Origin of the sequence: Conexibacter woesei DSM 14684 (genome assembly GCF_000025265.1) — a bacterium.
Taxonomy (GTDB): Bacteria; Actinomycetota; Thermoleophilia; order Solirubrobacterales; family Solirubrobacteraceae; genus Conexibacter; species Conexibacter woesei.
This window is the reverse complement of sequence record NC_013739.1, coordinates 5,424,438-5,447,141: the sequence shown is the minus strand read 5'-3', so window position 1 is coordinate 5,447,141 and position 22,704 is coordinate 5,424,438. Positions and strand designations below refer to the sequence as shown.

The 22,704-nt window shown below is 73.0% G+C and carries 17 protein-coding genes; 16 read left to right on the top strand and 1 reads right to left on the bottom strand.

Annotated elements, in window-relative coordinates; translation table 11 throughout:
* Positions 1-65 precede the first annotated feature (65 nt).
* Positions 66-635, top strand: a complete 570-nt coding sequence (locus CWOE_RS25545) for a TetR/AcrR family transcriptional regulator (RefSeq protein ID WP_041730958.1) — start codon at positions 66-68, stop codon at positions 633-635.
* A gap of 6 nt (positions 636-641) precedes the next feature.
* On the opposite strand, the gene CWOE_RS31485 is transcribed toward CWOE_RS25545, so the two are convergent.
* On the bottom strand, positions 642-2,630 hold the full coding sequence (locus CWOE_RS31485; protein ID WP_012936551.1) for an FG-GAP-like repeat-containing protein: 1,989 nt from the start codon (positions 2,628-2,630) through the stop codon (positions 642-644).
* 259 nt (positions 2,631-2,889) lie between these two features.
* Between CWOE_RS31485 and CWOE_RS25535 the strand changes: the two genes are divergently transcribed.
* From CWOE_RS25535 to CWOE_RS25465, 15 genes are all read left to right on the top strand, one after another.
* A complete protein-coding gene (locus CWOE_RS25535) occupies positions 2,890-4,293 on the top strand; it encodes a glycoside hydrolase family protein (protein ID WP_012936550.1) in 1,404 nt (467 codons plus the stop codon).
* A 277-nt stretch (positions 4,294-4,570) separates the two neighbouring features.
* Positions 4,571-6,895, top strand: a complete 2,325-nt coding sequence (locus CWOE_RS25530; RefSeq protein ID WP_041730956.1) for a right-handed parallel beta-helix repeat-containing protein — start codon at positions 4,571-4,573, stop codon at positions 6,893-6,895.
* An 8-nt stretch (positions 6,896-6,903) separates the two neighbouring features.
* Positions 6,904-8,565 (top strand): ABC transporter substrate-binding protein, encoded by a 1,662-nt coding sequence (locus CWOE_RS25525; RefSeq protein WP_012936548.1) that lies wholly within the window; start codon positions 6,904-6,906, stop codon positions 8,563-8,565.
* On the top strand, positions 8,562-9,494 hold the full coding sequence (locus tag CWOE_RS25520; RefSeq protein WP_012936547.1) for an ABC transporter permease: 933 nt from the start codon (positions 8,562-8,564) through the stop codon (positions 9,492-9,494). The genes CWOE_RS25525 and CWOE_RS25520 overlap by 4 nt, the downstream gene beginning before the upstream one ends.
* 11 nt (positions 9,495-9,505) lie before the next feature.
* Entirely contained in the window at positions 9,506-10,396 is an 891-nt protein-coding gene (locus CWOE_RS25515) for an ABC transporter permease (RefSeq protein WP_012936546.1), read from the top strand.
* Positions 10,393-11,397, top strand: a complete 1,005-nt coding sequence (locus CWOE_RS25510; RefSeq protein WP_012936545.1) for an ABC transporter ATP-binding protein — start codon at positions 10,393-10,395, stop codon at positions 11,395-11,397. The genes CWOE_RS25515 and CWOE_RS25510 overlap by 4 nt, the downstream gene beginning before the upstream one ends.
* A complete protein-coding gene (locus CWOE_RS25505) occupies positions 11,390-12,385 on the top strand; it encodes an ABC transporter ATP-binding protein (protein WP_012936544.1) in 996 nt (331 codons plus the stop codon). Before CWOE_RS25510 ends, CWOE_RS25505 begins: the two co-directional genes overlap by 8 nt.
* Positions 12,386-12,398: 13 nt before the next feature.
* Positions 12,399-14,540, top strand: coding sequence for an alpha-L-fucosidase (locus CWOE_RS25500; protein WP_160165564.1), 2,142 nt, complete (start codon positions 12,399-12,401; stop codon positions 14,538-14,540).
* Positions 14,537-15,538, top strand: a complete 1,002-nt coding sequence (locus CWOE_RS25495) for an alcohol dehydrogenase catalytic domain-containing protein (protein ID WP_012936542.1) — start codon at positions 14,537-14,539, stop codon at positions 15,536-15,538. Before CWOE_RS25500 ends, CWOE_RS25495 begins: the two co-directional genes overlap by 4 nt.
* A gap of 26 nt (positions 15,539-15,564) precedes the next feature.
* Positions 15,565-16,365: an SDR family NAD(P)-dependent oxidoreductase gene (locus CWOE_RS25490; RefSeq protein ID WP_012936541.1), complete on the top strand. Its 801-nt coding sequence runs from the start codon at positions 15,565-15,567 to the stop codon at positions 16,363-16,365.
* 11 nt (positions 16,366-16,376) lie between these two features.
* The gene (locus CWOE_RS25485; protein ID WP_012936540.1) at positions 16,377-17,366 is read left to right on the top strand and encodes a thiamine pyrophosphate-dependent dehydrogenase E1 component subunit alpha; all 990 of its coding nucleotides are present in this window, start codon (positions 16,377-16,379) and stop codon (positions 17,364-17,366) included.
* Positions 17,363-18,709: a dihydrolipoamide acetyltransferase family protein gene (locus tag CWOE_RS25480; protein WP_012936539.1), complete on the top strand. Its 1,347-nt coding sequence runs from the start codon at positions 17,363-17,365 to the stop codon at positions 18,707-18,709. Before CWOE_RS25485 ends, CWOE_RS25480 begins: the two co-directional genes overlap by 4 nt.
* Positions 18,706-19,674, top strand: coding sequence for an alpha-ketoacid dehydrogenase subunit beta (locus CWOE_RS25475; RefSeq protein WP_012936538.1), 969 nt, complete (start codon positions 18,706-18,708; stop codon positions 19,672-19,674). The genes CWOE_RS25480 and CWOE_RS25475 overlap by 4 nt, the downstream gene beginning before the upstream one ends.
* Positions 19,671-20,564 (top strand): SMP-30/gluconolactonase/LRE family protein, encoded by an 894-nt coding sequence (locus CWOE_RS25470; protein WP_012936537.1) that lies wholly within the window; start codon positions 19,671-19,673, stop codon positions 20,562-20,564. Before CWOE_RS25475 ends, CWOE_RS25470 begins: the two co-directional genes overlap by 4 nt.
* Positions 20,561-22,702: a beta-galactosidase gene (locus CWOE_RS25465; RefSeq protein WP_012936536.1), complete on the top strand. Its 2,142-nt coding sequence runs from the start codon at positions 20,561-20,563 to the stop codon at positions 22,700-22,702. Before CWOE_RS25470 ends, CWOE_RS25465 begins: the two co-directional genes overlap by 4 nt.
* The last annotated feature ends 2 nt before the right edge of the window (positions 22,703-22,704 follow it).

Sequence of the window (22,704 nt, the reverse complement as noted above, 5' to 3'; positions counted from 1 at the left end):
CATACATGTTCCATTTCGGGAAGTGTGTCGTCCTGACGTGGGCGTGCTTCTGTACGTTCCCGGGCATGAGCCCCGGCGCAAGATCCAGAACGGCGGTCCAGGCCCGCACCCGCCGCGCGATCCTCGACGCCGCGGTCAGGGTGCTGTCGAGAGACTTCGGCGCCCCGCTCGCCGAGATCGCCGGAGCGGCCGGCGTCGGGCGGACGACCCTGCACCGCTACTTCCCCGAGCGCGGCGACCTGCTGCAGGCGATCTCCGCCGACGCGCTGGAGCGGGCCGACCTCGCGATCGCGCGCGCCCGCCTGGAGGAGGGGCCGGCGCTGGAGGCGCTGGAACGGCTCTGCCAGGAGCTGTTCGAGCTCGGCGACGTGCTGATGCTGCTGTTCAACGAACCGCGGCTGATGGAAGATCCGGCCTGGGAGGAGGAGTCCGACTCCGATCGTGCGATCCTCGCCGCGATCGGCCGCGGCCACGCCGAGGGGACGATCGACCCCGAGCAGCCGGCCGCGTGGATCCAGCTGGCGATGTGGTCGCTGCTCTACACCGCGTGGGAGCACGCGCGCGTCAACGAGGCGTCCAAGCACGACGCGCTGAGCCTCTGCCTCCGCGCGTTCCGCAGAGCGATCGCGGTGTGAGCCCGCCTATCTCAGGACGGGGAACTTCACCGCCGCGCGCCGCGAGCGCTCGCCGTCGGCGCGTCTGCCCGACAGCAGGACCCGGTACGAGCCGGGCCGCGGCCGTCTGCCCGCGAGCAGCCGCGAGAGCGGGAAGCTGTTGTGGCCCGCGCTCGCCGCGACCGTGACGCTGACCGGACGTCCGGCGACCGCGGCCGCGCGGGCTTTCGCCGCGGGCGCGAGCAGCTGCCCGGTCGTCACGTCGACGTAGGCGACCGGGAGCGCTCTGCCGCCGGTCGGCCGGCGCGGGCAGACCGTGCGGATCGGCGCCGGTGGGCGGGCGCGCCGCTGGAGCGCGAACGTCATCTGCGCAGCGTGGCTGAGCGTGTACGAGATCGTGATGTCGCGGGCGGCGCCGGCACGTCGTCTGCCCGCCTGCGCGAGGCAGTAGGGCGAGCCGGAGACGTCGCTCAGCAGCAGACGGGAGCGGGCGGACGGCGGCGGCCCGGCTGGTGTGGCCGGCCCAGCCGATGCCGCTCCCGGTCTCGCGGGCGGATCGGACGCGACGCCGGCGATGGCCAGCGCGACGGTCGCCGGCTCGCCGGGCGCGTCCTCGGCGAGCTGCAGGGTCGCGGCGCGCGCGCCGGAAGCGGTCGGCGTCGCACGCAGCTCGATCGTGCAGCCGTCGCCGACGAGCAGCGGGGCGCCGGTGCAGTCCTCCGCGGCGACGGCGAAGTCGCCGGCGGCGGCGCCGATCAGCTCCAGCGCGTCGACGTGCAGCGCGGCGTTGCCGGCCGGGTTGGTGACGGTCACCGTGCGGGAGGCGCTGGGCTGGCCGACTGCGACGCTGCCGAAGTCGAGGCTGGCCGGAGTGACGGAGATCGCCGGCTGCCCGCTGTTGAGCAGCACCGAGACGGCGTTCGCGGCCTGGCCGGCGACCGCGACGTCGGGGCGCCGGTCGCCGTTGAGGTCGCGGGCGACGATCGCGCCCGCGCCGGCCGCGACCGGATGGCTCGTGGGCGAGAGGGTGAACGCTCCAGTCCCGTCGTTCTCGAGGATCACGACCGCGCTGTCGTCCGGCAGCTGGAGGCTGACAGCGAGATCGAGGTCCCCGTCGCCGTCGAAGTCGGCGCTCGCGACACCGGCGGGGGCGGCGCCCGGTTCGTACTCGACGGGCGCCGCGAAGGCGCCGTCGCCCTCGCCGGACAGGATCGAGAGTCTGCTGAAGGCAGTGTTGACGACCGCGAGGTCGGTCGCGCCGTCGCCGTCGAAGTCGCCCGCGGCGAGCGCGCTCGGCGTGAACCCGGCGGGGTACGCGAGCACGGGTCTCGCGAACGTTCCGCTGCCGTCGTTGAGCAGGGTCGAGACGTTCGCGGTGAGCTGGTTGGCGACCGCGAGGTCGAGATCGTCGTCGCCGTCGAGGTCCGCGGCGACGATCGCGATCGGCTGGAAGCCGACCTCGTAGCCGACCGCGGGGGCGAAGCCGCCGGCGCCGTCGCCGTGCAGCACCGACACGTTCGCGCCGCTGAAGTTCGCTGTCGCGGCGTCGAGATCGCCGTCGCCGTCGAAGTCGCCGGTCGCGACCCCGGCGGGGGTGGCGCCGGCCATGAACGGAGTCGGCGCGGCGAGCGCTCCCGCGCCGTCGCCGGCGAGCAGCCCGAGCGTGTTCCCAGCGGCGTCGGTCGCGACGACGTCGAGTCTGCCGTCGCCGCCGAACTCGCCCGTCGCGACGCCGAACGGGACGGACCCGGCCGGGTACGCGGTCCGTGCGCCGAAGACGCCGGATCCGCTGCCGAGCAGCACGGAGACGCTGCTCGCGTCGGAGTCCGCCGTCACGAGGTCGGGTGCTCCGTCGCCGTCGAGGTCGCCCGTCGCGAGGCTGCGCGGGGCGTCGCCGACGGGATAGTCGGCGGCTGCGCCGAACGTCACGGCCGCGTCGGCCTGGACTGCGACCGCCAGCACCGCGGCGGCAGCGCCCAGCGCGATCGCGCGCAGGACGCGAGCACGATCTCTCATGTACTGGAGTATCGGGTATGCGCAGGTCGGCTGCGCTGGCAGGCTCACACGAGGGCCGGTCGTCCTGGATTGTGGTCGTAGAGCGACAGCAATCCAGGACGGTTGGGCGACGAGCGCGTGCGCTTGACACGTCGAGACCCGCGAACTACCCTCCGCTTCAGGTCGTGAAAATGATTTCAGATCATGAAATCAGACGGATCCTGAAATCGACGGATCCTGCGATTGCCGGCCGACGCCGGTTCGCGAGGAGGAGGATGAGATGAGGAGACCCCGACTCGCGCGGCGCCGCGCCGCGCTCGGGATCGGCGGCGCGTTGCTCGCGCTCGCGATAGGCCCGCTGACGAGCACCGCGCTCGCAGTGCCGGCGCCGGTCTGCAACCAGGCCGCCGCGCCGGACCCCTGGTGGGGCGTCACCGCTCCGCCGCTCGTGTTCGGGACGGTGATCGGCACGGGGACGTACGCGACCGAGCTGGGCATGGGCGCTGGCGCCCCCGACCGGCCGGCGAAGATCGAGCGGGCGCTCGACCGGCTTCAGGGCGGCAGCAAGCCGTTCATCGTCAAGGCGTCGAGCTGGTTCAACGACGCCGGCGACAGAGGGGCGATCGGCGACTTCCCGGCGAACCCGGTGCAGTACACGACCGCTACCCGGCGGCTCGAGGTCGTGCTGTGGTTCAACAGCAAGAGCCGCGACCGTGCGGGCTGGGTGCGGTACGTGCGCGCCAAGGTCCGCGAGCTGGCGCCGCACGCGGCGACGTTCGTGATCGGCGAGGAGGCGAACGTCCCGCTCGGGCCGCCGTGGGGCCTGATGCCGGTCGAGGCGATCGTCGACGGCGTGCTCGCCGCGAAGGACGAGCTGCGGCGGATGGGCAACAACCGCACGAAGGTCGGCTTCAACGCCGCCGAGAGCATCGCGCCTGACGGCGGCCGCTCGTTCTTCGACGAGATCCGGCGGGTCGGCAACCGCGACTTCCGGCGTGCTGTCGACTTCGTCGGGCTCGACGCCTACCCCGGCGCGTTCGGCCCGTACGTGCCCGGCTTCGACTACCGCGCCGAGATGGCGAGAGCGCTGCGCAACGCCCGCTACTGCCTGATCCGTGCCGCCGGCTTCCCCGACTCGATGCCGTTGCATGTGACCGAGAACGGCTTCGGGACCGGCGGCGACCGCTCGGCCGAGGCGCAGGTCGAGGCGCTCGGCCAGCTGATCAAGGCGGTCCACGACTACCGCGGCGTCTACAACATCCGCGCGTACGAGCAGTGGGGTCTGCGCGACGATCGCAGCGACCTCGGCGACCCCTTCGTCGCGCTCGGTCTGCTGAGAGACGACTACACGCCGAAGCCGTCGTTCGACCTCTATCGCAACCTGATCCGGACGCTCGGCGCGCGCTCGACCGATCCCGCGGTCGAGATCACCACTGCGCCGCCGGCCGTGACGACGCGGAGGACGGCGAGATTCGCGTTCCGCTCGATCCCCGCGAACGCGGCGTTCGAGTGCCGGCTGGACGGTGGCCGCTGGGAGCCGTGCGGTGCCGACCGGCGCTACGCCGGCCTCGCGGTCGGGAGACACCGTTTCGAGGTGCGCGCGATCGGCGAGGGCATCCGCGTCGTGCGTCCTGCCGACGCCCACGCGTGGCGTGTCGAGCGGGAGAGCGAGCCGAGACGCTGAGCCACGCAAGCGAAAGATTGGCGCCAGAATATGGGGATCTCTGGCGATGTCGGGACCAGTGACCGGGATCTGACCAAAGATTGGCGCCAATCTGCTTGACGCACGTCACTCACCTCGTTAGGCTCGACGCCACACTGAGCGTCAGCCGCCGAGCGAGTGGCAACGCCGGGCGTCACCCGCACAGGTGACGCCGCAGTTATCAGTGTGCCTAACGGAAGAGAGAGCAATGCGACCGGTGAATTCATGTCGGAGGAGCGTCCTCGTCCTCGCGACCGCGGTGACCTGCGCGGCGAGCGGCGGGACCGCGCTCGCGGCGAACGGCGACGGCCCCGGCGAACGCGACGGCCGTGTCCAGCACAAGCGCAGCAGCTGGAGCGTGGCGCCGGACGGGCGCGGGCAGGCGTGCACGCGCTGGCGCCCGTGTCAGCTGGAGACGGCGCGCGAGCAGGTCCGCGCCGCCGCTCCCGCGATGAGCGGCGACCTGCGCGTCGAGCTGGCCGGCGGGACCTACGAGCTGTCGAGCACCTTCGTGCTCGGCGCCGCCGACTCCGGTCGCAACGGCCACGACGTCGTCTACGCGGCGGCGCCCGGCGCCGAGCCCGTGCTGTCCGGCGGTCGCACGGTACGCAACTGGAGACTCGTCGACCCGGCCAAGCGGATCTGGCGCGCCGACGTCGGCGCGCTCGACACGCGCCAGCTCTACGCCGAAGGCGTGCGCGTGCGGCGCGCCGTCCACGTTCCGGGGCTGCCGGGCGAGGTCAATCGCACCGCGACCGGCTTCCGCACGACGAGCACCGCGCCGCAGTCGTGGGCGGCGCCGACCGACGTCGAGCTGGTCTGGCGCAGCAGAGACGCAGGCATCTTCGACTGGTCGGAGGCGCGCTGCCGCGTCACCGGCATCAGCGGCGACGCCTCGGGGACGGACGTCAGACTCGCGCAGCCGTGCTTCGACAATTCCGTCGCGGTCTTCGCGTCGGACGTCGCGGGCGGCAGAGAGAAGCTGAGAGCGCCGAGCTGGAGCGAGAACAGCCCGAGCTTCCTCGCCGACGAGACGCGGCCCGGCCGCTGGACGATCGAGCGCGGCAGACACGGCAACGCGATCCACTACGCGGCCCGCCCCGGCGAGGACCCGCGTCGTCGCAGCTTCGTCGCGGCGACCGGCGAGACGCTCGTCAGGATCGGCGGCACCGTCGCCGAGCCGGCGCACGACATCGTCGTCCGCGGCCTGCGGCTGTCGGAGACGACCTGGCTCGGTCCGGACAGCGGCTACGGCTACCCCAACATCATCGGCAACGCCTACGCGATCGCGCCGGACGCGCTCGATCCCGGCAACTTCAACAGAGGCGAGGCGTACCCGCCCGGCGCGCTGGAGCTGGACAAGGCGCACGACGTGCGGGTCGAGGGCAACCGCCTGGAGCGGCTCGGCGGCATCGGCGTGCGGATCCAGAGCACCGCCCGCGCGACGATCGACGGCAACGTCGTGCGCGACGTCTCCGCCGGCGCGATCCTGATCGGCCGCAACGGCCCGCTGCTGGAGGGCGACGCCGTCGACAACACGATCTCGAACAACGTGCTCGACACGATCGGCGCCGAGTACGGCAGCTCGTCAGGGATCTACCTGAACATCCCGATCCGCACGACGATGCGGAACAACCTGATCACGAACACCGCCTACAGCGGTGTCACTCTCGGCGGCACCTGGCACGACATCGGCGCGACCGAGGGCAACGGGATCCTCGACAACCACGTCGCGAACGTGCTGCGGCGCGGCAATGACGGCGGCGGCATCTACAGCGTCTACAGACAGGGCACGTCGTACGAGAACGGCCTGCTGGTCGAGGGCAACGTCGTGCGCGACACGCGCCGCGACGCGATCGGCTTCGGCCTCTACTCCGACATCGGCAGCGACTTCACGACGAGCCGCGGCAACGTCTCGACCGGGTTCGCGTTCGGAGGCGGCGGCTGCGCGCTGCCGTACCTGAACGAGATCAGAAGCACCGGCAACTGGCTGCACGGGCAGTATGGGAGATACGGGTTCCCGGACATCTACTGGGTCTGCGACGGGCCGGTCACGAACGTCGAGGTCGACAACCACAGACTCGCCGAGCCCGACCCGGCGGCCGACTGCGCGGCGAGAGCGGCATGCGCGGAGATCGTCGCGGGCGCGGGGCTCGAGCCCGGCTACGAGCGCCTCCTGACGGGCGGCTACTCGTTCGACGACGTGCCGACGTTCGAGGACCTCAGAGACGACTCGTTCCTCGTCGACAGCGTCCACGCCGGGCTCGACTTCGGCCGCGGACAGTGGGTCGCGGCGTACGGCACGCCCGGCTACGCGACCGCGTCGCACGCTCGCTTCTCCAGCGGCGACGCCGGGCCGCGGACGATCACGCCGCTGAGAGGCGTCGGGCTCTCCTCGCTCGTGCTCGAAGGCCCCGGCACGTACACGATCAGCGACGGCACCACGACCCGCAGCGGCAGGCTGCGCGGCGCCGGCCGCCCGCTGCAGGTGCGGACCGGCTTCAGATCCCCGGGAGCGACGGTCTCGCTCACCTTCAGCGACGGCCAGCAGGTCGTCGTCGACGACCTGCGCATCGCGCGCTAGGAGCAGTCATGGACCTTCGACGACAGACCGCTCGCCGCCCGTTCCGCGGCCTCGCGACCGCCGCGTCGGTCGCCCTGATGGCGGCGACCCTCGCCGCCTGCGGCAGCAGCGACAGCGGCAACAGCAGCAGCACCGGCGACGCCACCAGCAGAGGGGCGAACGTCGACTCGGGTCGCTGGGGAGCGGTCATCAACACCGGCGGCAGACCCGTCAGAGGCGGGATCCTGCGCGTCAACCAGGATGACGCGCCCGCCGGCATCAGCCCGCTGTACCTGCTGACCGACCCGAGAAACGACACGATCCAGGTCGTCATGCAGGTCTTCGACCAGCTGACCGAGCTGCGGCCCGGCTCGATCGATCCGCAGCCCGGGCTGGCGGAGAGCTGGGAGGTCAGCCCCGACGGCAAGACCTACACGTTCAGATTGCGCGACGCGAAGTTCTCCGACGGCGCGCCGGTGACCTCCGGCGACGTGCGCTACTCGCTCGACCGCGTGCGCGCGAGAGGGTCGTTCTACGTCGACCTCTACGCCAGCATCGCGACGATCGAGACGCCGGACCCGTCGACCGTCGTGCTGAGACTGAAGCAGCCGACGCCGGCGATGCTCTCCTACCTGTCGTTCGCCGGCGCATCGGTCGTGCCGGAGAGACTCGTGCGCGCCGACGAGAGAGGGTTCAACCGCAGACCGATCGGCAGCGGCCCGTTCGTCGTCAGAAGCTGGAAGCCCGACCAGGCGATCGAGCTGACGCGCAACGACAGCTACTGGCAGAGAGGCCTGCCGTACCTCGACGGGGCGGTCCTGACCTCGGTGCCCGACGACAACACGCGCGTGCTCAACGTGCAGTCGGGCGAGGCGCAGGTCGCCGACTTCGTGCCGTTCGCGCAGATAGACGCGATCGACAAGGCGGGCAAGGCGAGAGTGCTGATCGGACCGGGCGCCGACACGACCGCGATCTGGGTCAACAACTCCAGAAGACCGTACGACGAGCGCGAGGTCCGCCAGGCGCTGATGTACGCGACGCCGGTCGAGTCGATCATCGACGTCGTCTTCCACGGCAAGTCGCCGCAGGCGAACACGATCATCCCGAAGCTGGAGTACTGGACCGACCAGGCGAGAGCCTATCCCTACGATCTCGAGAGAGCGAGAGAGCTGCTGACGAGATCGTCGGTCCCGGACGGCTTCACCGCGACGATCCAGATCAACGCCGACGACCAGGCGGCGAGCCAGATCGTGCAGATCCTCGAGCAGGCGTGGGCCAGAATCGGCGTCAGACTCGTGCGCGACCAGGCCGACGCGGCGACCGTCGCGGAGAAGTTCTACGGCGGCAGATACGAGCTGAACCTCGTTCGCCCGGGCGCCTTCACCAGCGACGTGCCGGTCGACGACCAGTTCGCCGAGCTGCAGTTCAACTCGCCCGCGACGGGCAACCTGTTCACGTTCTCCAGACCGGCGCAGGCGCGCGACTACGCGCGCAGAGCGGTCGTCGAGACAGACCAGCAGAAGCGCAGAGAGCTGTTCGCGCAGATGCACGTCGCCTCGATGGAGGAGCTGCCGACGCTGCCGCTCGTCTACACGCCGAACCGCGCCGCGGTCGCGAACGAGGTGCGTGACTTCAACTACATGCTGACCGGCTACTGGCGGCTGGAAAGCGCCTGGCTGGAGCAGCCGTGAGCCGATATCTCGCCGGCCGGGTCCTCGAGATGGTCCCGGTCGTCGTCTGCCTCAGCTTCGCCGCGTTCATGCTGATCCACCTGGTGCCGGGCGACCCCGCGACTGCCAAGCTCGGCATTCGCGGGACGCCCGAGCAGATCGCGGCGTTCCGTGCCCAGCTCGGGCTCGACCAGTCGCTGCCGCAGCAGTACTGGCACTTCATCAGCGGCGCGCTGACGTTCGACTTCGGCGAGTCGATCCGCTCGCAGGAGGACGTCGGCGAGCTGATCGGCCGGCGCCTGCAGCCGAGCTTCCTGCTCGTCGGCTACGCGCTGCTGATCGCGATCGTCGTCGCCGTGCCGCTGGCGACGATCGCCGCGGTGCGGCGGCGCAGCTGGGTCGACCAGCTGATCCGCCTGCTGTCGACGGTCGGCTTCGTGATGCCGTCGTTCTGGCTCGCGCTGCTGCTCGTCAACCTCTTCAGCGTGCAGCTCGGCGTCTTCCCGACGTCGGGCTACGGCGACACGTTCTCCGAGCACCTGCGCAGCTTGACGCTGCCCGCGCTGACGATCGGGCTCGGGCTCGCGCCGCTGCTGCTGCGGCTGCTGCGCGACAGCGAGATCGAGACGCTGCAGAGCGAGTACGTCGGCGCGGCGCGGGCGCGCGGCCTGAGCGAGCCGCGGGTCCTCGCCAAGCACGTGCTGCGCAACTCGGCGACCTCGACCGTCACGCTCCTCGGCGTACTCGCTGGCGTGCTGCTGAGCGCGACGGTGATCGTCGAGCAGATCTTCGCGATCCCCGGCCTCGGTTCTCTGCTGGTCACGTCCGTCAGATTCCGCGACTACCCCGTCGTGCAGGCGCTGACGCTGCTGTTCGGGATCGTCGTCGTGGTCGCCGGCCTGCTCGCCGACCTCGTCTACGCCTACCTCGACCCGCGGGTGCGGCTGTGAGCGCCGGCGCGATGAGCCCCGCCCCGCGGGCGCGCGGCCGACACGTCCTGATCGGCCGCGTGCTGCGCCGCGCCGATCGCACCCCCAAGCAGGCGAGCGCGATGCTGTGGACCGGCGTCGGGCTGATCGGCTTCGTGCTGCTCGCCAGCCTGATCGGCCGCTTCGTGCTGCCCGAGCCCAACCAGCAGGACCTGCTGGCGACGCTGCAGGCGCCGTCGCTCGACCACCCGTTCGGGACCGACGAGCTGGGCCGCGACGTGCTCAGCCGTACGCTCGCCGCGACCTGGCTCGACCTCGGCCTCGCGATCGGCGCGACGCTCGCCTCGGCCGGCGTCGGGCTGCTTGTCGGCGCCGCCGCGGGCTACGCCGGCGGCTGGGTCGAGCGGATCCTGATGCGGGTCGTCGACTTCGTGATCGCCTTCCCCTACTTCGTCTTCGTGCTCGCGGTCGTCGCGATCATGCGGCCCGGCGTCGGCGCGGTGGTCGTCGCGGTCGTCAGCTTCAACTGGGCCTTCTACGCGCGGCTGGGCCGCGCGAACATGCTCGTGCTGCGCGAGAAGCAATTCATCCAGGCGGCGCGCACGCTCGGCTTCTCCGGTCGCCGCGTCGTGCTGCGCCACGCGCTGCCGAACCTGCTGCGCCCCGTCGCGGTCTACTCGATGTCGGACGTCGTCGTGACGATCCTGACCGTCGCGGGGCTGTCGTTCCTCGGCCTCGGCGTGCCGCCGCCGACGCCCGAGTGGGGCGCGATCATCGCCAGCGGCCAGCCGTACCTGACCTCGGCGTGGTGGATCAGCACGTTCCCCGGCATCGTCGTGATGATCGTCGGGCTCGGCTTCTCGCTCGTCGGCGACGCGCTCGCCGAGCGGCTCGGCGTCGAGCACGAGGCGGTCGTCAAGTGACCCCGCTGCTCGACGTCTCAGGACTGACGATCGGCTTCCCGACCTCCACCGGCCATGCGCTCGCGGCCGACGGCGTCGGCTTCGGCGTCGATGCGGGAGAGACGCTCGGCCTCGTCGGCGAGTCCGGCTGCGGCAAGAGCGTCTCGCTGCGCTCGCTGCTCGGCGTGATCCCGCGGCCGGGCAGGGTGCTCGGCGGGACCGCCATGTGGCGCGGCGAGCGCGACCTGCTCGACGCCTCGCGGGGAGACTGGCGGGCGGTGCGCGGGCGTGAGATCGCGATGATCTTCCAGGACCCGCAGCAGAGCCTGAACCCGGTCTACTCGATCGGCGACCAGCTCGTCGAGGTGCTGACCAAGCGCGCCGGCAGAACGCGCCGTGACGCCCGCGCGCGGGCGGTCGAGCTGCTCGACCGCGTCGGCATCCCGTCGGCGCGCGAGCGCCTGCGCGACTACCCGCACCAGCTCAGCGGCGGCATGCGCCAGCGCGTGATGATCGCGATCGCGATCGCGTGCGAGCCGGCGCTGCTGCTGGCCGACGAGCCGACGACGGCGCTCGACGTGACGATCCAGGACCAGATCCTGAGCCTGCTGGCGGACCTCCAGGCGGAGTCCGGGATGGCGCTGATCCTCGTCTCGCACGACCTCGGCGTGATCGGCCAGGCGTGCGACCGCGTCTCGGTCATGTACGCCGGCCGCGTCGTCGAGTCCGGCGACGTCGACGAGGTGCTGCTGGCGCCGCGCCACCCGTACACGCGCGGCCTGCTGGCCGCGGTGCCGGCGATGCCGGGCGAGCAGCGCAGCGAGCGGATCGCCGCGATCCCCGGCCAGCCGCCGACGATCGCCGACCTGCCGCCGGGCTGCTCGTTCGCACCGCGCTGCGGCCTCGCGAGAGCGGAGTGCGCCCTCGTCCCGATGGAGCTGGACCGCAGAGCCGGCGCACACCGCTCCGCCTGCCCCTTCGCCGACGCCGCACGCAGACAGGAGGAGCGCAGCCATGCCTGACGCCACGCCCGCCACGCCCGTGATCGAGGTCGAGGGGCTCGTGAAGCGCTTCGATGCCCGCCGCGACGCGGTCGACGTGCTGAAGCGGCGCCGGCCGCGGCTGACCGCCGTCGACGGCGTCTCGTTCGAGCTGGCGGCGCACGAGACGCTCGGGATCGTCGGCGAGTCCGGCAGCGGCAAGAGCACGCTCGGCAAGTGCCTCGTGAAGCTGCACGAGGCGGACGCGGGCGCGATCCGCTTCGGCGAGACCGACGTCCGCGCTGCGACCGGCCGCGAGCTGGCAGCCGTCCGCCGCAAGATGCAGATGGTCTACCAGGACCCGTACTCGTCGCTGAACCCGCTGATGACGGTCGCGCAGGCGGTCGGCGAGCCGGCGAAGGTGCACGGGCTCGTGCCCGACGGCCAGCGGCTGGACGACTACGTCGGCGAGGTGCTCGAAATGGTCGGCCTCCCGGCCGCGCTCGGCGCACGCCGGCCCGGCCAGCTGTCGGGTGGCCAGCGGCAGCGCGTCGCGATCGCCCGCGCGATGGCGGCGCGGCCGGAGCTGCTGATCGCCGACGAGCCGGTCAGCGCGCTCGACGTCTCGATCCAGGCGCAGGTGCTCGACCTGTTCGAGCGGCTGCGCTCCGAGCAGGGCGTCGCGATCGTCTTCATCGCCCACCAGCTGTCGGTCGTCGCGCACGTCGCCGAGCGCGTGATGGTGATGTACCTCGGCCGCGTCGTCGAGTCCGGGCCGGCCGCGAAGGTCTTCACCGCGCCCGGACATCCGTACACGCGCGCGCTGCTGGAGTCCCAGCCGGGCCGGGAGCGCCGCAGCGCGCGGCGGCAGCCCGCCCTCAGCGGCGAGATCCCCTCGCCGCTGGCGATCCCGTCCGGCTGCCGCTTCCGCACGCGCTGCCCGCTCGCGCAGGAGATCTGCGCGGAGGTCGACCCGGCCCCCGCCGACCTCGGCCACGGCCACAGCGCCTGGTGCCACTTTGCGAGATGACGAGGAGATGCAGTTGAGCGCGCAGACGCCCCCGGTGCGATCCGACTACCAGCGCGGCTGGAGGCGGATGCTCGTCGACATGGAGATCCCGGGCTGGGAGCAGCGCTTCCTGTCCGAGTTCGACGCCGGCGCGATGGCCGACCTCTACGCGCGCGCGGGGCTGACGTCGGTGATGTTCGCGTGCAAGAGCCTCGCCGGGTACTGCTTCTGGCCGGCGCAGGTCGGACCCGAGCACCCGGGCACGGCCGGCAGAGACGTCGTCGGCCAGACGGTCGCGGCGCTCGCCGAGCGCGGGATCGCGGCGTGCGCGTACTACAGCGTGATCTTCGACAACTGGGCCCACGAGCACGATCCCGACTGGCGGCTGGAGCCGGTCGGCGGGCGCCGCAGAACCGGCACCACGTACGACCGCCACGCGCTCTGCTGCCCCAACAGCCCGGGCTACCGCGACTACGTCAGAGGCCAGATCGCCGACCTCTACGGGCGCTACGACGTCGGCGCCGCGTTCTGCGACATGTCGTTCTGGCCGGCCGTCTGCGGCTGCCGTCACTGCCGCGACCGCTGTCGCTCCGAGATCGGCGCCGAGCTGCCCGCGACGATCGACTGGACCGACGCGACATGGTGCGCGTTCGCGGCCGCGCGCGAGCGCTGGATCGCCGAGTTCCAGGGGCTCGTGACCGACGCGATGCGGGCGGCGCGGCCCGGGATAGCGGTCCATCACAACTTCGCGCTCGGCCCCGTCCACTGGGTCCAGGGCGTCCCGTTCGCGGTCACCGAGCACAGCGACTTCCTCGGTGGCGACCTCTACGGCGACGCGACCGAGCAGCTCGTCGTGACGAAGCTGATGGGCAACCTGTCGCGCTCGCGGCCGGTCGAGTTCATGAGCTTCGGCACTGTCAGCTACTCCGAGCACGTGCGGCTGAAGACGGCCGAGCGGATGCGCTCGCAGGCGCTCGCCGCGACGGCCGAGTCGTCCGCCTGCATGTTCATCGACGGGATCGATCCGCTCGGGACCGCGAACGCGCGGCTCTACGACCGCGTCGGCGCGACGTTCGATCCGGTCACGGCGTTCGAGCCGCACCTCGGCGGCGAGCCCGTCGAGGACGTGGCGGTGTACTTCTCCGACGCGTCGAAGGTCGACTTCGGCGAGAACGGCGCCCCGCTGGCGGAGCGCAACGTGCGCGCCGACAGCTACCCGCACCTGGAGGCCGTGCGGGGCGCCTGCCGCGCGCTGCAGCGCGCGCACGTGCCGTTCGGCGTCCTCACGCGCCGCCAGCTGGGCGAGCTGGAGCGCTGGCGCGTGCTCGTGCTGCCGAACGTCGTGCGGATGGACGCCGAGGAGGTCGCGGCGGTGAGCGCGTACGTGCGCGCGGGCGGGCGGGTCTACGCGAGCGGCTACAGCTCGCTGGTGGAGACGCGCGGCGTGCGCCACGACGACTTCATGCTGGGCGACGTCTTCGGCGTCGAGCTGGCGGGCGAGGAGGTCGGCCGGGTCGCCTACGCGACACCGGCGACGGAGCGGATGCGCGCGCTGACCGACCCGCAGCGCGAGCTCAGCTGGGACGCCCCGAGAGGGAGCCTCGCGGGCGGGCTGCTGCGGCTGCGGCCGCGCGCGGGCGCCGTGACGCAGACGCTCGCGACGCTGTCGCTGCCGTACGGTCATCCGCACCTCGGCGACATGGACGACCGCGAGTGGGCGTCGGTCCACTGCTCGCCGCCGTGGACCGACACCGGCGAGCCGGCGATCGTGCGTGCCCGCTTCGGCGCGGGCGAGACGATCTACAGCGCGCACGACGTCGAGCGCCAGCAGTTCGACGTCAATGAGCGGCTGTTCGCCGGCCTCGTCGGCGACCTGCTCGGCGACGCCTGGACGGTGCGCTGCGAGACCCGCCCGGACGTGTGGGTCTCCGTGTTCGACCACGCCGACCGCCGCACGCGGCGGATCGCGCTGCTGAACTCGCCGGCCGCGCTCGTGCCGCGGACGACGCTGCGGATCCGTCCGCCGGTCGGCGCGCGCTTCGAGGCGGTGCAGGAGCTGCCCTCCGGCCGCCCGCTCGCGTTCGAGACGGAGGCCGACGGGACCGCGCGCGTGACGCTCGGCACGCTGCCGGAGCTGACGATGGTCGCGGCGCGCTGGGGCGGGGAGCAGGCGTGATCGGCCTCGCGAAGACCGCCGGCGGTCCCGGCAACGTCGAGCTGATCGAGCGGCCCGAACGCGAGCCCGCGGCGGGCGAGGTGCTGCTCGACGTCCTCGCCGCGGGCGTCTGCGGCACCGACCTGCACATCGAGGCAGGCGAGTACGCGGCCGTCCCGCCGGTCACGCTCGGCCACGAGCTGTGCGGCGTCGTGCGCGCGGCCGGCGACGGCGTCGATGCCGCACTGATCGGCGCGCGCGTCGTCAGCGAGACGTTCTTCTCGACCTGCGGGGCGTGCCCGCCGTGCCGCGAGGGACGGCCGAACCTGTGCGCGCTGCGGCGCTCGATCGGCACGCACGTCGACGGCGCGTTCGCGCCGCGGACGATCGTGCCGGCGCGCAACGTCCACCGCATCCCGGCGTGGCTGGCGCCGGAGGGGGCGGCGCTGGCGGAGCCGCTGGCGTGCGTCTGCCAGTGCATGCTCGACCCGGCGGCGGTCGCGCCGGGCGAGCGGGTGCTGGTCGTCGGCCCGGGGCCGATGGGGGTGCTCGCCGGGCAGGTCGCGCGGACGCTCGGCGGCGAGGTCGTCCTCAGCGGGCTGCCGCGCGACGCGGCGCGGCTGGAGGTCGCGCGCGGGCTCGGGCTGGAGGCGACCGACACACTCGCGGACGGCTTCGAGGCCGACGTCGCGATCGACGCGTCGGGCAGCGCGGCCGGCGCCGCGATCTGCATGGAGCAGGTCCGCAGCGGCGGGCGGTTCGTGCAGGTCGGGATCTTCGGGCGCCCGGTCACGGTTCCGCTCGACCTCGTGCTGAAGAAGGAGATCGACCTCAGCACGGGCTTCGCCTCGACGCCGCTGTCGTGGCGCCGTGCGATCCGCATGATCGAGCGCCGCGACGTGGCGCTCGACCCGCTCGTCTCCGAGGTCGCCGCGCTCGGCGACTGGAGACGCGTCTTCGACGACCTGCGCGCGAGCCGCGGGATGAAGGTCGTCTTCGATCCGCAGGCGAGCGCATGACCGATTCGACTGTCGAGAGGGAGAGCATGAGCATCGATGACCTGAGCGGCAAGCGCGCCGTCGTGACCGGCGCGTCGAGCGGGATCGGCCAGGCGACCGCGATCGCGCTCGCGCAGGCCGGCGCCGACGTCGCGAGCATCCACCTCGCCGACGGCGGTGACGGCGCGGCCGCGACGGCCGCGGCGATCGAGGCCGCCGGCCGGCGCGCGCTGATGGTCGAGGGGACGACGGCGTCGGCCGAGCAGGTCGAGGCGTTCGCCGACCGCGTCGAGCGCGACCTGGGGCCGATCGACGTCTGGGTCAACAACGCCGCGCAGCTGCTCGTACGGCCGTTCATGGAGACGAGCGAGGACGACTGGCACGACCTGCTCGGCTCCAACCTCCACGGCTACGTCCACGGCTGCCGCGCGGCGCTGAGACGGATGCTGCCGCGCAGAGCGGGGCGGATCGTGAACGTCTCCTCGATCACCGCCGTGCAGCCGATCTCGCTGGCGGCGGCGTACGTGACCGCGAAGGGCGGCGTCGTCGCGCTGACGAAGGCGCTGGCGGTCGAGTTCGGCGGCGAGGGGATCGGCGTCAACGCGGTCGCGCCGGGCGCGACCGAGACGGCGCTGACGGCGGACTTCTACACGCCCGCCGTGCGGCGGGCGTACGAGGAGCGGATCGCGCTCGGGCGCGTGGGGCGGCCGGAGGACGTCGCGAAGGCGGTCGTCTTCCTCGCCTCCGACGCGGCCGGTTACCTCGCCGGCCACGAGCTGGTGGTCGACGGCGGGATGACTTTGAACGGGAACGTCGGAATCGCGGCAGACGCCGGCCCGGCGGCATGAGGAGCGACACGATGGCAGTCAGGCAGCAGACCAGACGAGCGGACACGGCCGAGCGGGATCTCCATCTCGAGCTGTTCCGCTCGATGACACGGATCCGGCGGTTCGAGGAGTTGATCCAGTCGCTCTTCCTGAAGGGGGAGGTGTACGGGACGACGCATCTGTACAGCGGCCAGGAGGCAGTGGCGGTCGGCGTGTCGAGCGCGCTCGACACGCGCGACCGCGTCGCCGGCACCTACCGCGGCCACGGCCATGCGATGGCGCAGGGCGTCGGCGCGAGCGAGCTGCTGGACGAGATGCTCGGCCGCGCGACCGGGATCAACGGCGGTCGCGCCGGCTCGATGAACGTGACGTCGATGAAGCACGGCTACATGGGCAGCTACGGGATCGTCGGCGGCTCGATCGCGGCGGCGGTCGGCGCGGCGCTGGCGACGCGGCTCGACGGCGGCGTGGCGGTCGCCTACTTCGGCGACGGCGCGACGAACCAGGGCTACTTCTTCGAGTGCCTCAACTTCGCGCACGTGTTCAGGCTGCCGGTGCTGTTCGTCTGCGAGAACAACCTGTACATGGAGTACACGCTGACCGAGGCGGTCAGCGGCGGCGACATCCTGAGCCGCGCGGCGTCGCTCGGCGTGGAGGCCGAGCAGGTCGACGGGATGCAGGTGTGGAGCGTGCGTGAGGCGGCGCAGCGTGCGGTCGCGCGCGGCCGTGCCGGCGAGGGCCCGACGCTGCTGGAGGCGCGGACGTATCGCTTCGTCGGCCATTCGCGCAGCGATCCGGCGCGCTACCGGCCCGACGGCGAGCTGGAGCAGTGGAGAGAGCGCGACCCGCTCGTGCTCTCACGTGCGCGGCTCGCGGAGGAGGGCGTCGCGGCGGATGTGCTCGACGCGGTCGATACCGACGTCGCGGCGGAGCTGGAGGCCGCGCGCGAGTCCGGGCTGGCGGCGCCGTGGCCGGACCCGGCGACGCTCCCGCCGCAGTTCGCCGAGGAGCTGCGCGCATGAGCGCCACGCTGACCGCGGTCGCGATCACGATGCCGAAGCTGTCGGACTCGATGGAGGAGGGGACGATCGCCGCGTGGCTGAAGGCCCCGGGCGACCCGGTCGCCGTCGGCGACGCGCTCGCCGAGATCGAGACCGACAAGGCGACGATGACCTACGAGGCCGAGCACGCCGGCGTGATGGGCGAGCTGCTGGCGGCCGAGGGCGAAGCGGTCGCGCTCGGCGCGCCGATGGCGCAGCTGCTGGTGGAGGGCGGCGCTGCGGAGGCGGCCGCTGCCCCGGCCGCCGCGCCCGCTGCGGCCGCGAGCGAGGCCGCCGCGCCCGCCCCCGCGAGCGCCGCTGGCCCGGCCGCCGCGCCCGCTCCGCCCGCGGGCCCCGCGCCGCTCGCCCACGCCGCGCCGCTCGCCCCCACCGCCGCCGCCCGCGTGAGCGCGTCGCCGGTCGCGCGGCGGATCGCGCGGGAGCTGGGCGTCGACCTCGCGACCGTCCGCGGAAGCGGGCCGCGCGGGCGGATCGTGCGGCGCGACGTGGAGCAGATCGCGGCCGCGTCACCGGCCGCGCTCACGCCGCCGGCCGCCGCCTCGCCCGCGGCGGCCCCGCCCCTCGCGCGCCCCACCGTCACCACCGCTCCCGCCGACGAGCACGTCGCGCTCAGCAGCGTGCAGCGGACGATCGCGAAGCGGATGGTCGCCTCGCGCACGGAGATCCCGGAGTTCACGCTCGTCGCCGAGGTCGACATGACCGCGGCGCTGCGGCTGCGGCGGGAGCTGCGCGAGGCGCGGCCCGACGCGCCGATCTCCGTCAACGACCTCGTCGTGAAGGCAGCCGCGCTCGTGCTGCGCGAGCAGCCGGTGCTCAACGCCTCGTGGGCGGGCGACCACGTCGTGCGGCACGCGCGCGTGAACGTCGGGATCGCGGTCGCGGCCGAGGGTGCGCTGCTGGTGCCGACGATCTTCGACGCCGACGTGCGCGGCGTCGCGGAGATCGCGGCGTCGGCGCGTGCCGCCGGCGAGCGCGCCCGGAGCGGCAGAGCGACCCCCGCGGAGCTGAGCGGCGGGACGTTCACCGTCACGAACCTCGGGATGTTCGGCGTGCAGCAGTTCCATGCCGTGATCAACGCGCCGCAGGTCGCGATCCTCGCGGTCGGCGGCGTCAGACGCACCCCCGCGTTCGCGCCCGACGGCGCGGTCGTCGCACAGGAGCTGATGCACGTCAGCCTCAGCTGCGACCATCGCGCCGTCTACGGCGCCGACGCCGCGCGTTTCCTCGCCCGGCTGCGCGAGGTCCTGGAGCAGCCGTTGTCGTTGTTGTTGCCTGCGGGCGTGGAAGAGGGAGCATCACGGTGAGTCAGCTGGAGTTTCGTACCGCGATCCGGGATGCGCTCGACGCCGAGCTGGCGCGTGACGAGAGCGTGATCCTGTTCGGCGAGGACGTCGCCGTCGCCGGCGGCGTCTTCGCCGTCACGCCCGGCCTGCACGACAGATACGGCGACGCGCGCGTCTTCGACACGCCGATCTCCGAGCTGGCGATGAGCGGCGCCGCCTACGGCGCCGCCGTCTGCGGGCTGCGGCCGGTGCTGGAGATCATGTTCGGCGACTTCCTCCCGCTCGCGATGGACAGCCTCGTCAACCAGGCGGCGAAGTTCCTCTTCCTCGACGGCGAGAACGGCGTGCCGCTCGTCGTCCGCTGCGTCGTCGGTGGCGGCGGACGCTTCGGCGCGATCCACTCGCAGATGCCGGTCTCGTGGATGCACGGCGTCACGGGCGTGAAGATCGTCGCGCCGTCGACCCCGGCGGATGCGCACGGGCTGATGCGCGCCGCCGTCCAGGACGACAACCCCGTCCTCTTCTTCGAGCACAAGCGGCTCTACTCGACGAAGGGACCCGAGCCGGCCGACCGCGACGCGATCATGCCGCTGGGCAGGGCGAACGTCGTGCGCGAGGGCGGCGACGTGACGGTCGTGACCGCGATGAAGGGCGTCCACGACGCTCTGGAGGCGGCCGAGCGGCTCGCCGGCGACGGGATCGAGACGGAGGTGATCGACGTGCGCACGATCCGCCCGCTCGACGTCGAGACGATCGTCGCCTCGGTCGCGAAGACGAGCCGGCTCGTCGTCGTCGAGGAGGGGCCGCTGACCGGCGGTTGGGCCGGCGAGGTGATGGCGCGCGTGACCGAGGAGGCGCTCGGCGAGCTCGACGACGCCTGGCGGATCGCGACGCCCGACGGCCCGGTTCCGTACAGCCCGCCGCTCGAAGACGCCTTCCTGCCCGGACCCGACCGCATCGCGACCGAGATCAAGGAGCGCCTGTGACCCGTGACGTGACCGTGCTGGCCGAGGGCCACTCGTTCCTGGAGGGGCCGCGCTGGCACGACGGCCGGCTGTACGCGTCGGACTTCTTCACCAGACGCGTGCTCGTGTTCGGCGAGGACGGCAGCAGCGAGACGGTCTGCAGCGTCGAGGGGATGTCGTCCGGGCTCGGCTTCGACCCCGACGGCGCGCTGCTGATCTCTTCGATGACCGACAAGCGCGTGCTGCGCCTGCGCGACGGCGAGCTGGAGCTGGTCGCCGACCTCGCCGACCGCGCCGGCGGGGTCTGCAACGACCTGCTCGCCGACGAGCGCGGCGGCGCCTACGTCGGCAACTTCGGCTGGGACGTGAGCGCCGATGACCGCACTCAGACGACCGACCTGCTGTACGTCGGCGCGGACGGCGCGGTCACGGTCGCCGCGAGCGGCGTCGTCTTCCCGAACGGCATGACGATCTCGCCGGACGGCGCGACGCTGCTGCTGGCCGAGACGTTCGCCGGGCGCATCAGCGCGTTCGACCGGGCGGCGGACGGGACGTTGTCCAACCGCCGCTTCTGGGCCGAGTTCGAGCCGGGCGGCTTCGAGACGACGACGGCGGCGTGCGCCTCGGGCGTCCCGCTGCCGGACGGGATGGCGCTCGACGCCGACGGCGCCGTCTGGATCGGCGACGCGGCCGGCAGCGGCGCGGTGCGCGTCGGCGAGGGCGGCGAGATCCTCGACCGCGTCGAGGTCGGCGAGGGGCAGACGGCGTACGCCGTCGCGCTCGGCGGCGCCGACCGCCGCACGCTGTTCCTCTGCGCCGCGGTGCCCTTCGTCGAAGGCGATCCCGCCAACGTCCACGTCGCGCGGCTGCTGTCGTGCCGCGTCGAGGTGCCGGGGGCGGGCCGCCCGTGATCCTCGCGACGCAGTACCACCGCCCGCCGTTCCCGCGCCGCGACCGCTGGCGCGACGACCTCGCGCGGATCCGCGCGACCGGCTTCGACACGATCGTGCTGACCGCGCCGTGGGCGTGGATCGAGCCGGAGCCGGGCGCGTACGACTTCGCCGACCAGGACGAGCTGGTCGCGCTCGCGGGCGAGATCGGGCTGAAGGTCGTGATCAACCTCTGGACCGAGCTGCAGCCGGTCTGGATCGAGCGCGAGCTGCCCGACGCCCGGCTCGTCGACCACACCGGCCGGCCGGTCGTCTCCTCGCCGCTCGCCTACGCGCAGTTCGGCGTGATGCCCGGCGGCTGCACCGACCACCCGGGCGTGCGCGAGCGCGCGAGTGCGTTCATGACCGCGACGGCGGAGCGCTTCGCCGGCGCCGAGAACCTGCTGCTGTGGGACTGCTGGAACGAGATCCGCTGGATGACGCAGGCCGACGGGCACGTCTGCCACTGCGAGCACACCGTCGCGCGCTTCCGCGACTGGCTGCGCGAGCGCCACGGCGACCTCGACGGCCTCAACGCCGCCTGGCAGCGCCGCTACCGCTCGTGGGACGACGTTGCGATGGCGAAGCTGCCGACGCGCACCTACACCGACGTGATGGCCTACCAGGCGTTCCTGACGCGCCGCGCCGCGGTCGACCTGCGCTGGCGTCGCGACGCGGTCCACGCCGGCGACTCTTCGCGCCCGATCCTCGCGCACACGGCGTTCCCGTCGGCGTTCTCCAGCGGCGAATGGTTCGAGTACGAGCCGGCGCTCGCGCGCGGCAACGACTTCGAGCTGGCCGACCAGGTCGACGGGCTCGGCTCCTCGCACTTCCCGGCGTTCATCCACACGAGCGCGGTCGAGTACGCGACGCGGCTGGAGGCGAGCCGCAGCTCGGCCGGCGGCTTCAACTGGATCGCCGAGCTGCAGGGCGGCGCGGCCGGCCACGGCCTGCAGCCGATGCGAGCGGTCCCCGGCCGTCTGCAGGCGCGCTGGGTCTGGAACGGGATCGCGCGCGGCGCCAAGGCGGTCAGCTTCTGGTGCTGGCGCGACGAGGTCTTCGGGCGCGAGGCGGCCGGCTTCGGGATCGTCGGCGACGACGGCCACCGCGACGAGCGGCTCGCCGAGCTGCGCAGAACGGCGGACCTGCTGGAGGCGCACGGTCCGCTGCTCGACGCGTACGCGCCCGCGCCCGCGCGCGTGGGGGTCGTGCTCGAACCGAGCGCGTACCAGCTCGACTGGGCCGGCTCCGGCAGAACGGGCGGGTTGAAGGTCGGGGCCGGCAGCGGCTACCAGGCCGCCCACGACCTCCAGGGCCATCTGCTCGCGCTGGAGCGGCTGCAGATCCCCTACGACGTCGTCGACCCGTCGCACGCGCACGACCTGTCCGGCTACGCGCTGCTGGTGATGCCATGGCCGCTCGTCGTCGACCCCGCCTTCGGCGAGCGTGTGCTCGCCTGGACGCGCGCCGGCGGCACGCTGCTGACGGGGGCGGAGCTGGACGCGTTCGACGCCGCCGGTCTCTACCGCTACCAGGACGAGCGCCCGTTCGCGAACGCGCTCGGCCTGCGCGGCAGCGGGCTGCGTCAGCCGGACGGCCGCGCGCTCGAGTACGAGCTGGACGGGACGCGCGGCGAGCTGCGCACCGCGACCTGGGTCGTGCCGCAGGATGCCGCGGTGAGCGCCGGCGCGGACGTGCTCGCGGCCGACGAGCGCGGCGCGACGGTCGTGCGCCGCGCGGTCGGCGACGGGCACGTCGTGGCGGTCGGCACCAACGCCGGGCTCGCCTACTTCGAGCAGCGCGACGCCGGCTTCGAACGGTTCCTGCGGACGCTCGCGGAGGGCGCCGGCGCGCTGGCGCCGCTGCGCTGCTCGATCGAGGACGGCGAGCGGGTGCAGTGGCGCCACGGCGCCGCGGGCGAGCACGGCGAGCTGCTGTTCGTGATCAACGAGGGCGCGGCGGCCGACGTCACGTTCGACTGGCCGGCGGATCGGCTGCCGGCCGCGGCGGCGCACGACCTGACGAGCGGGACGGAGCTTGAGCTGGCGCGCGACGGCGAGCGGCTGACGCTGCGCCTGCCGCTGCGGGAAGAGGGCTACCACGTGGTCCGGCTCACCTAGAG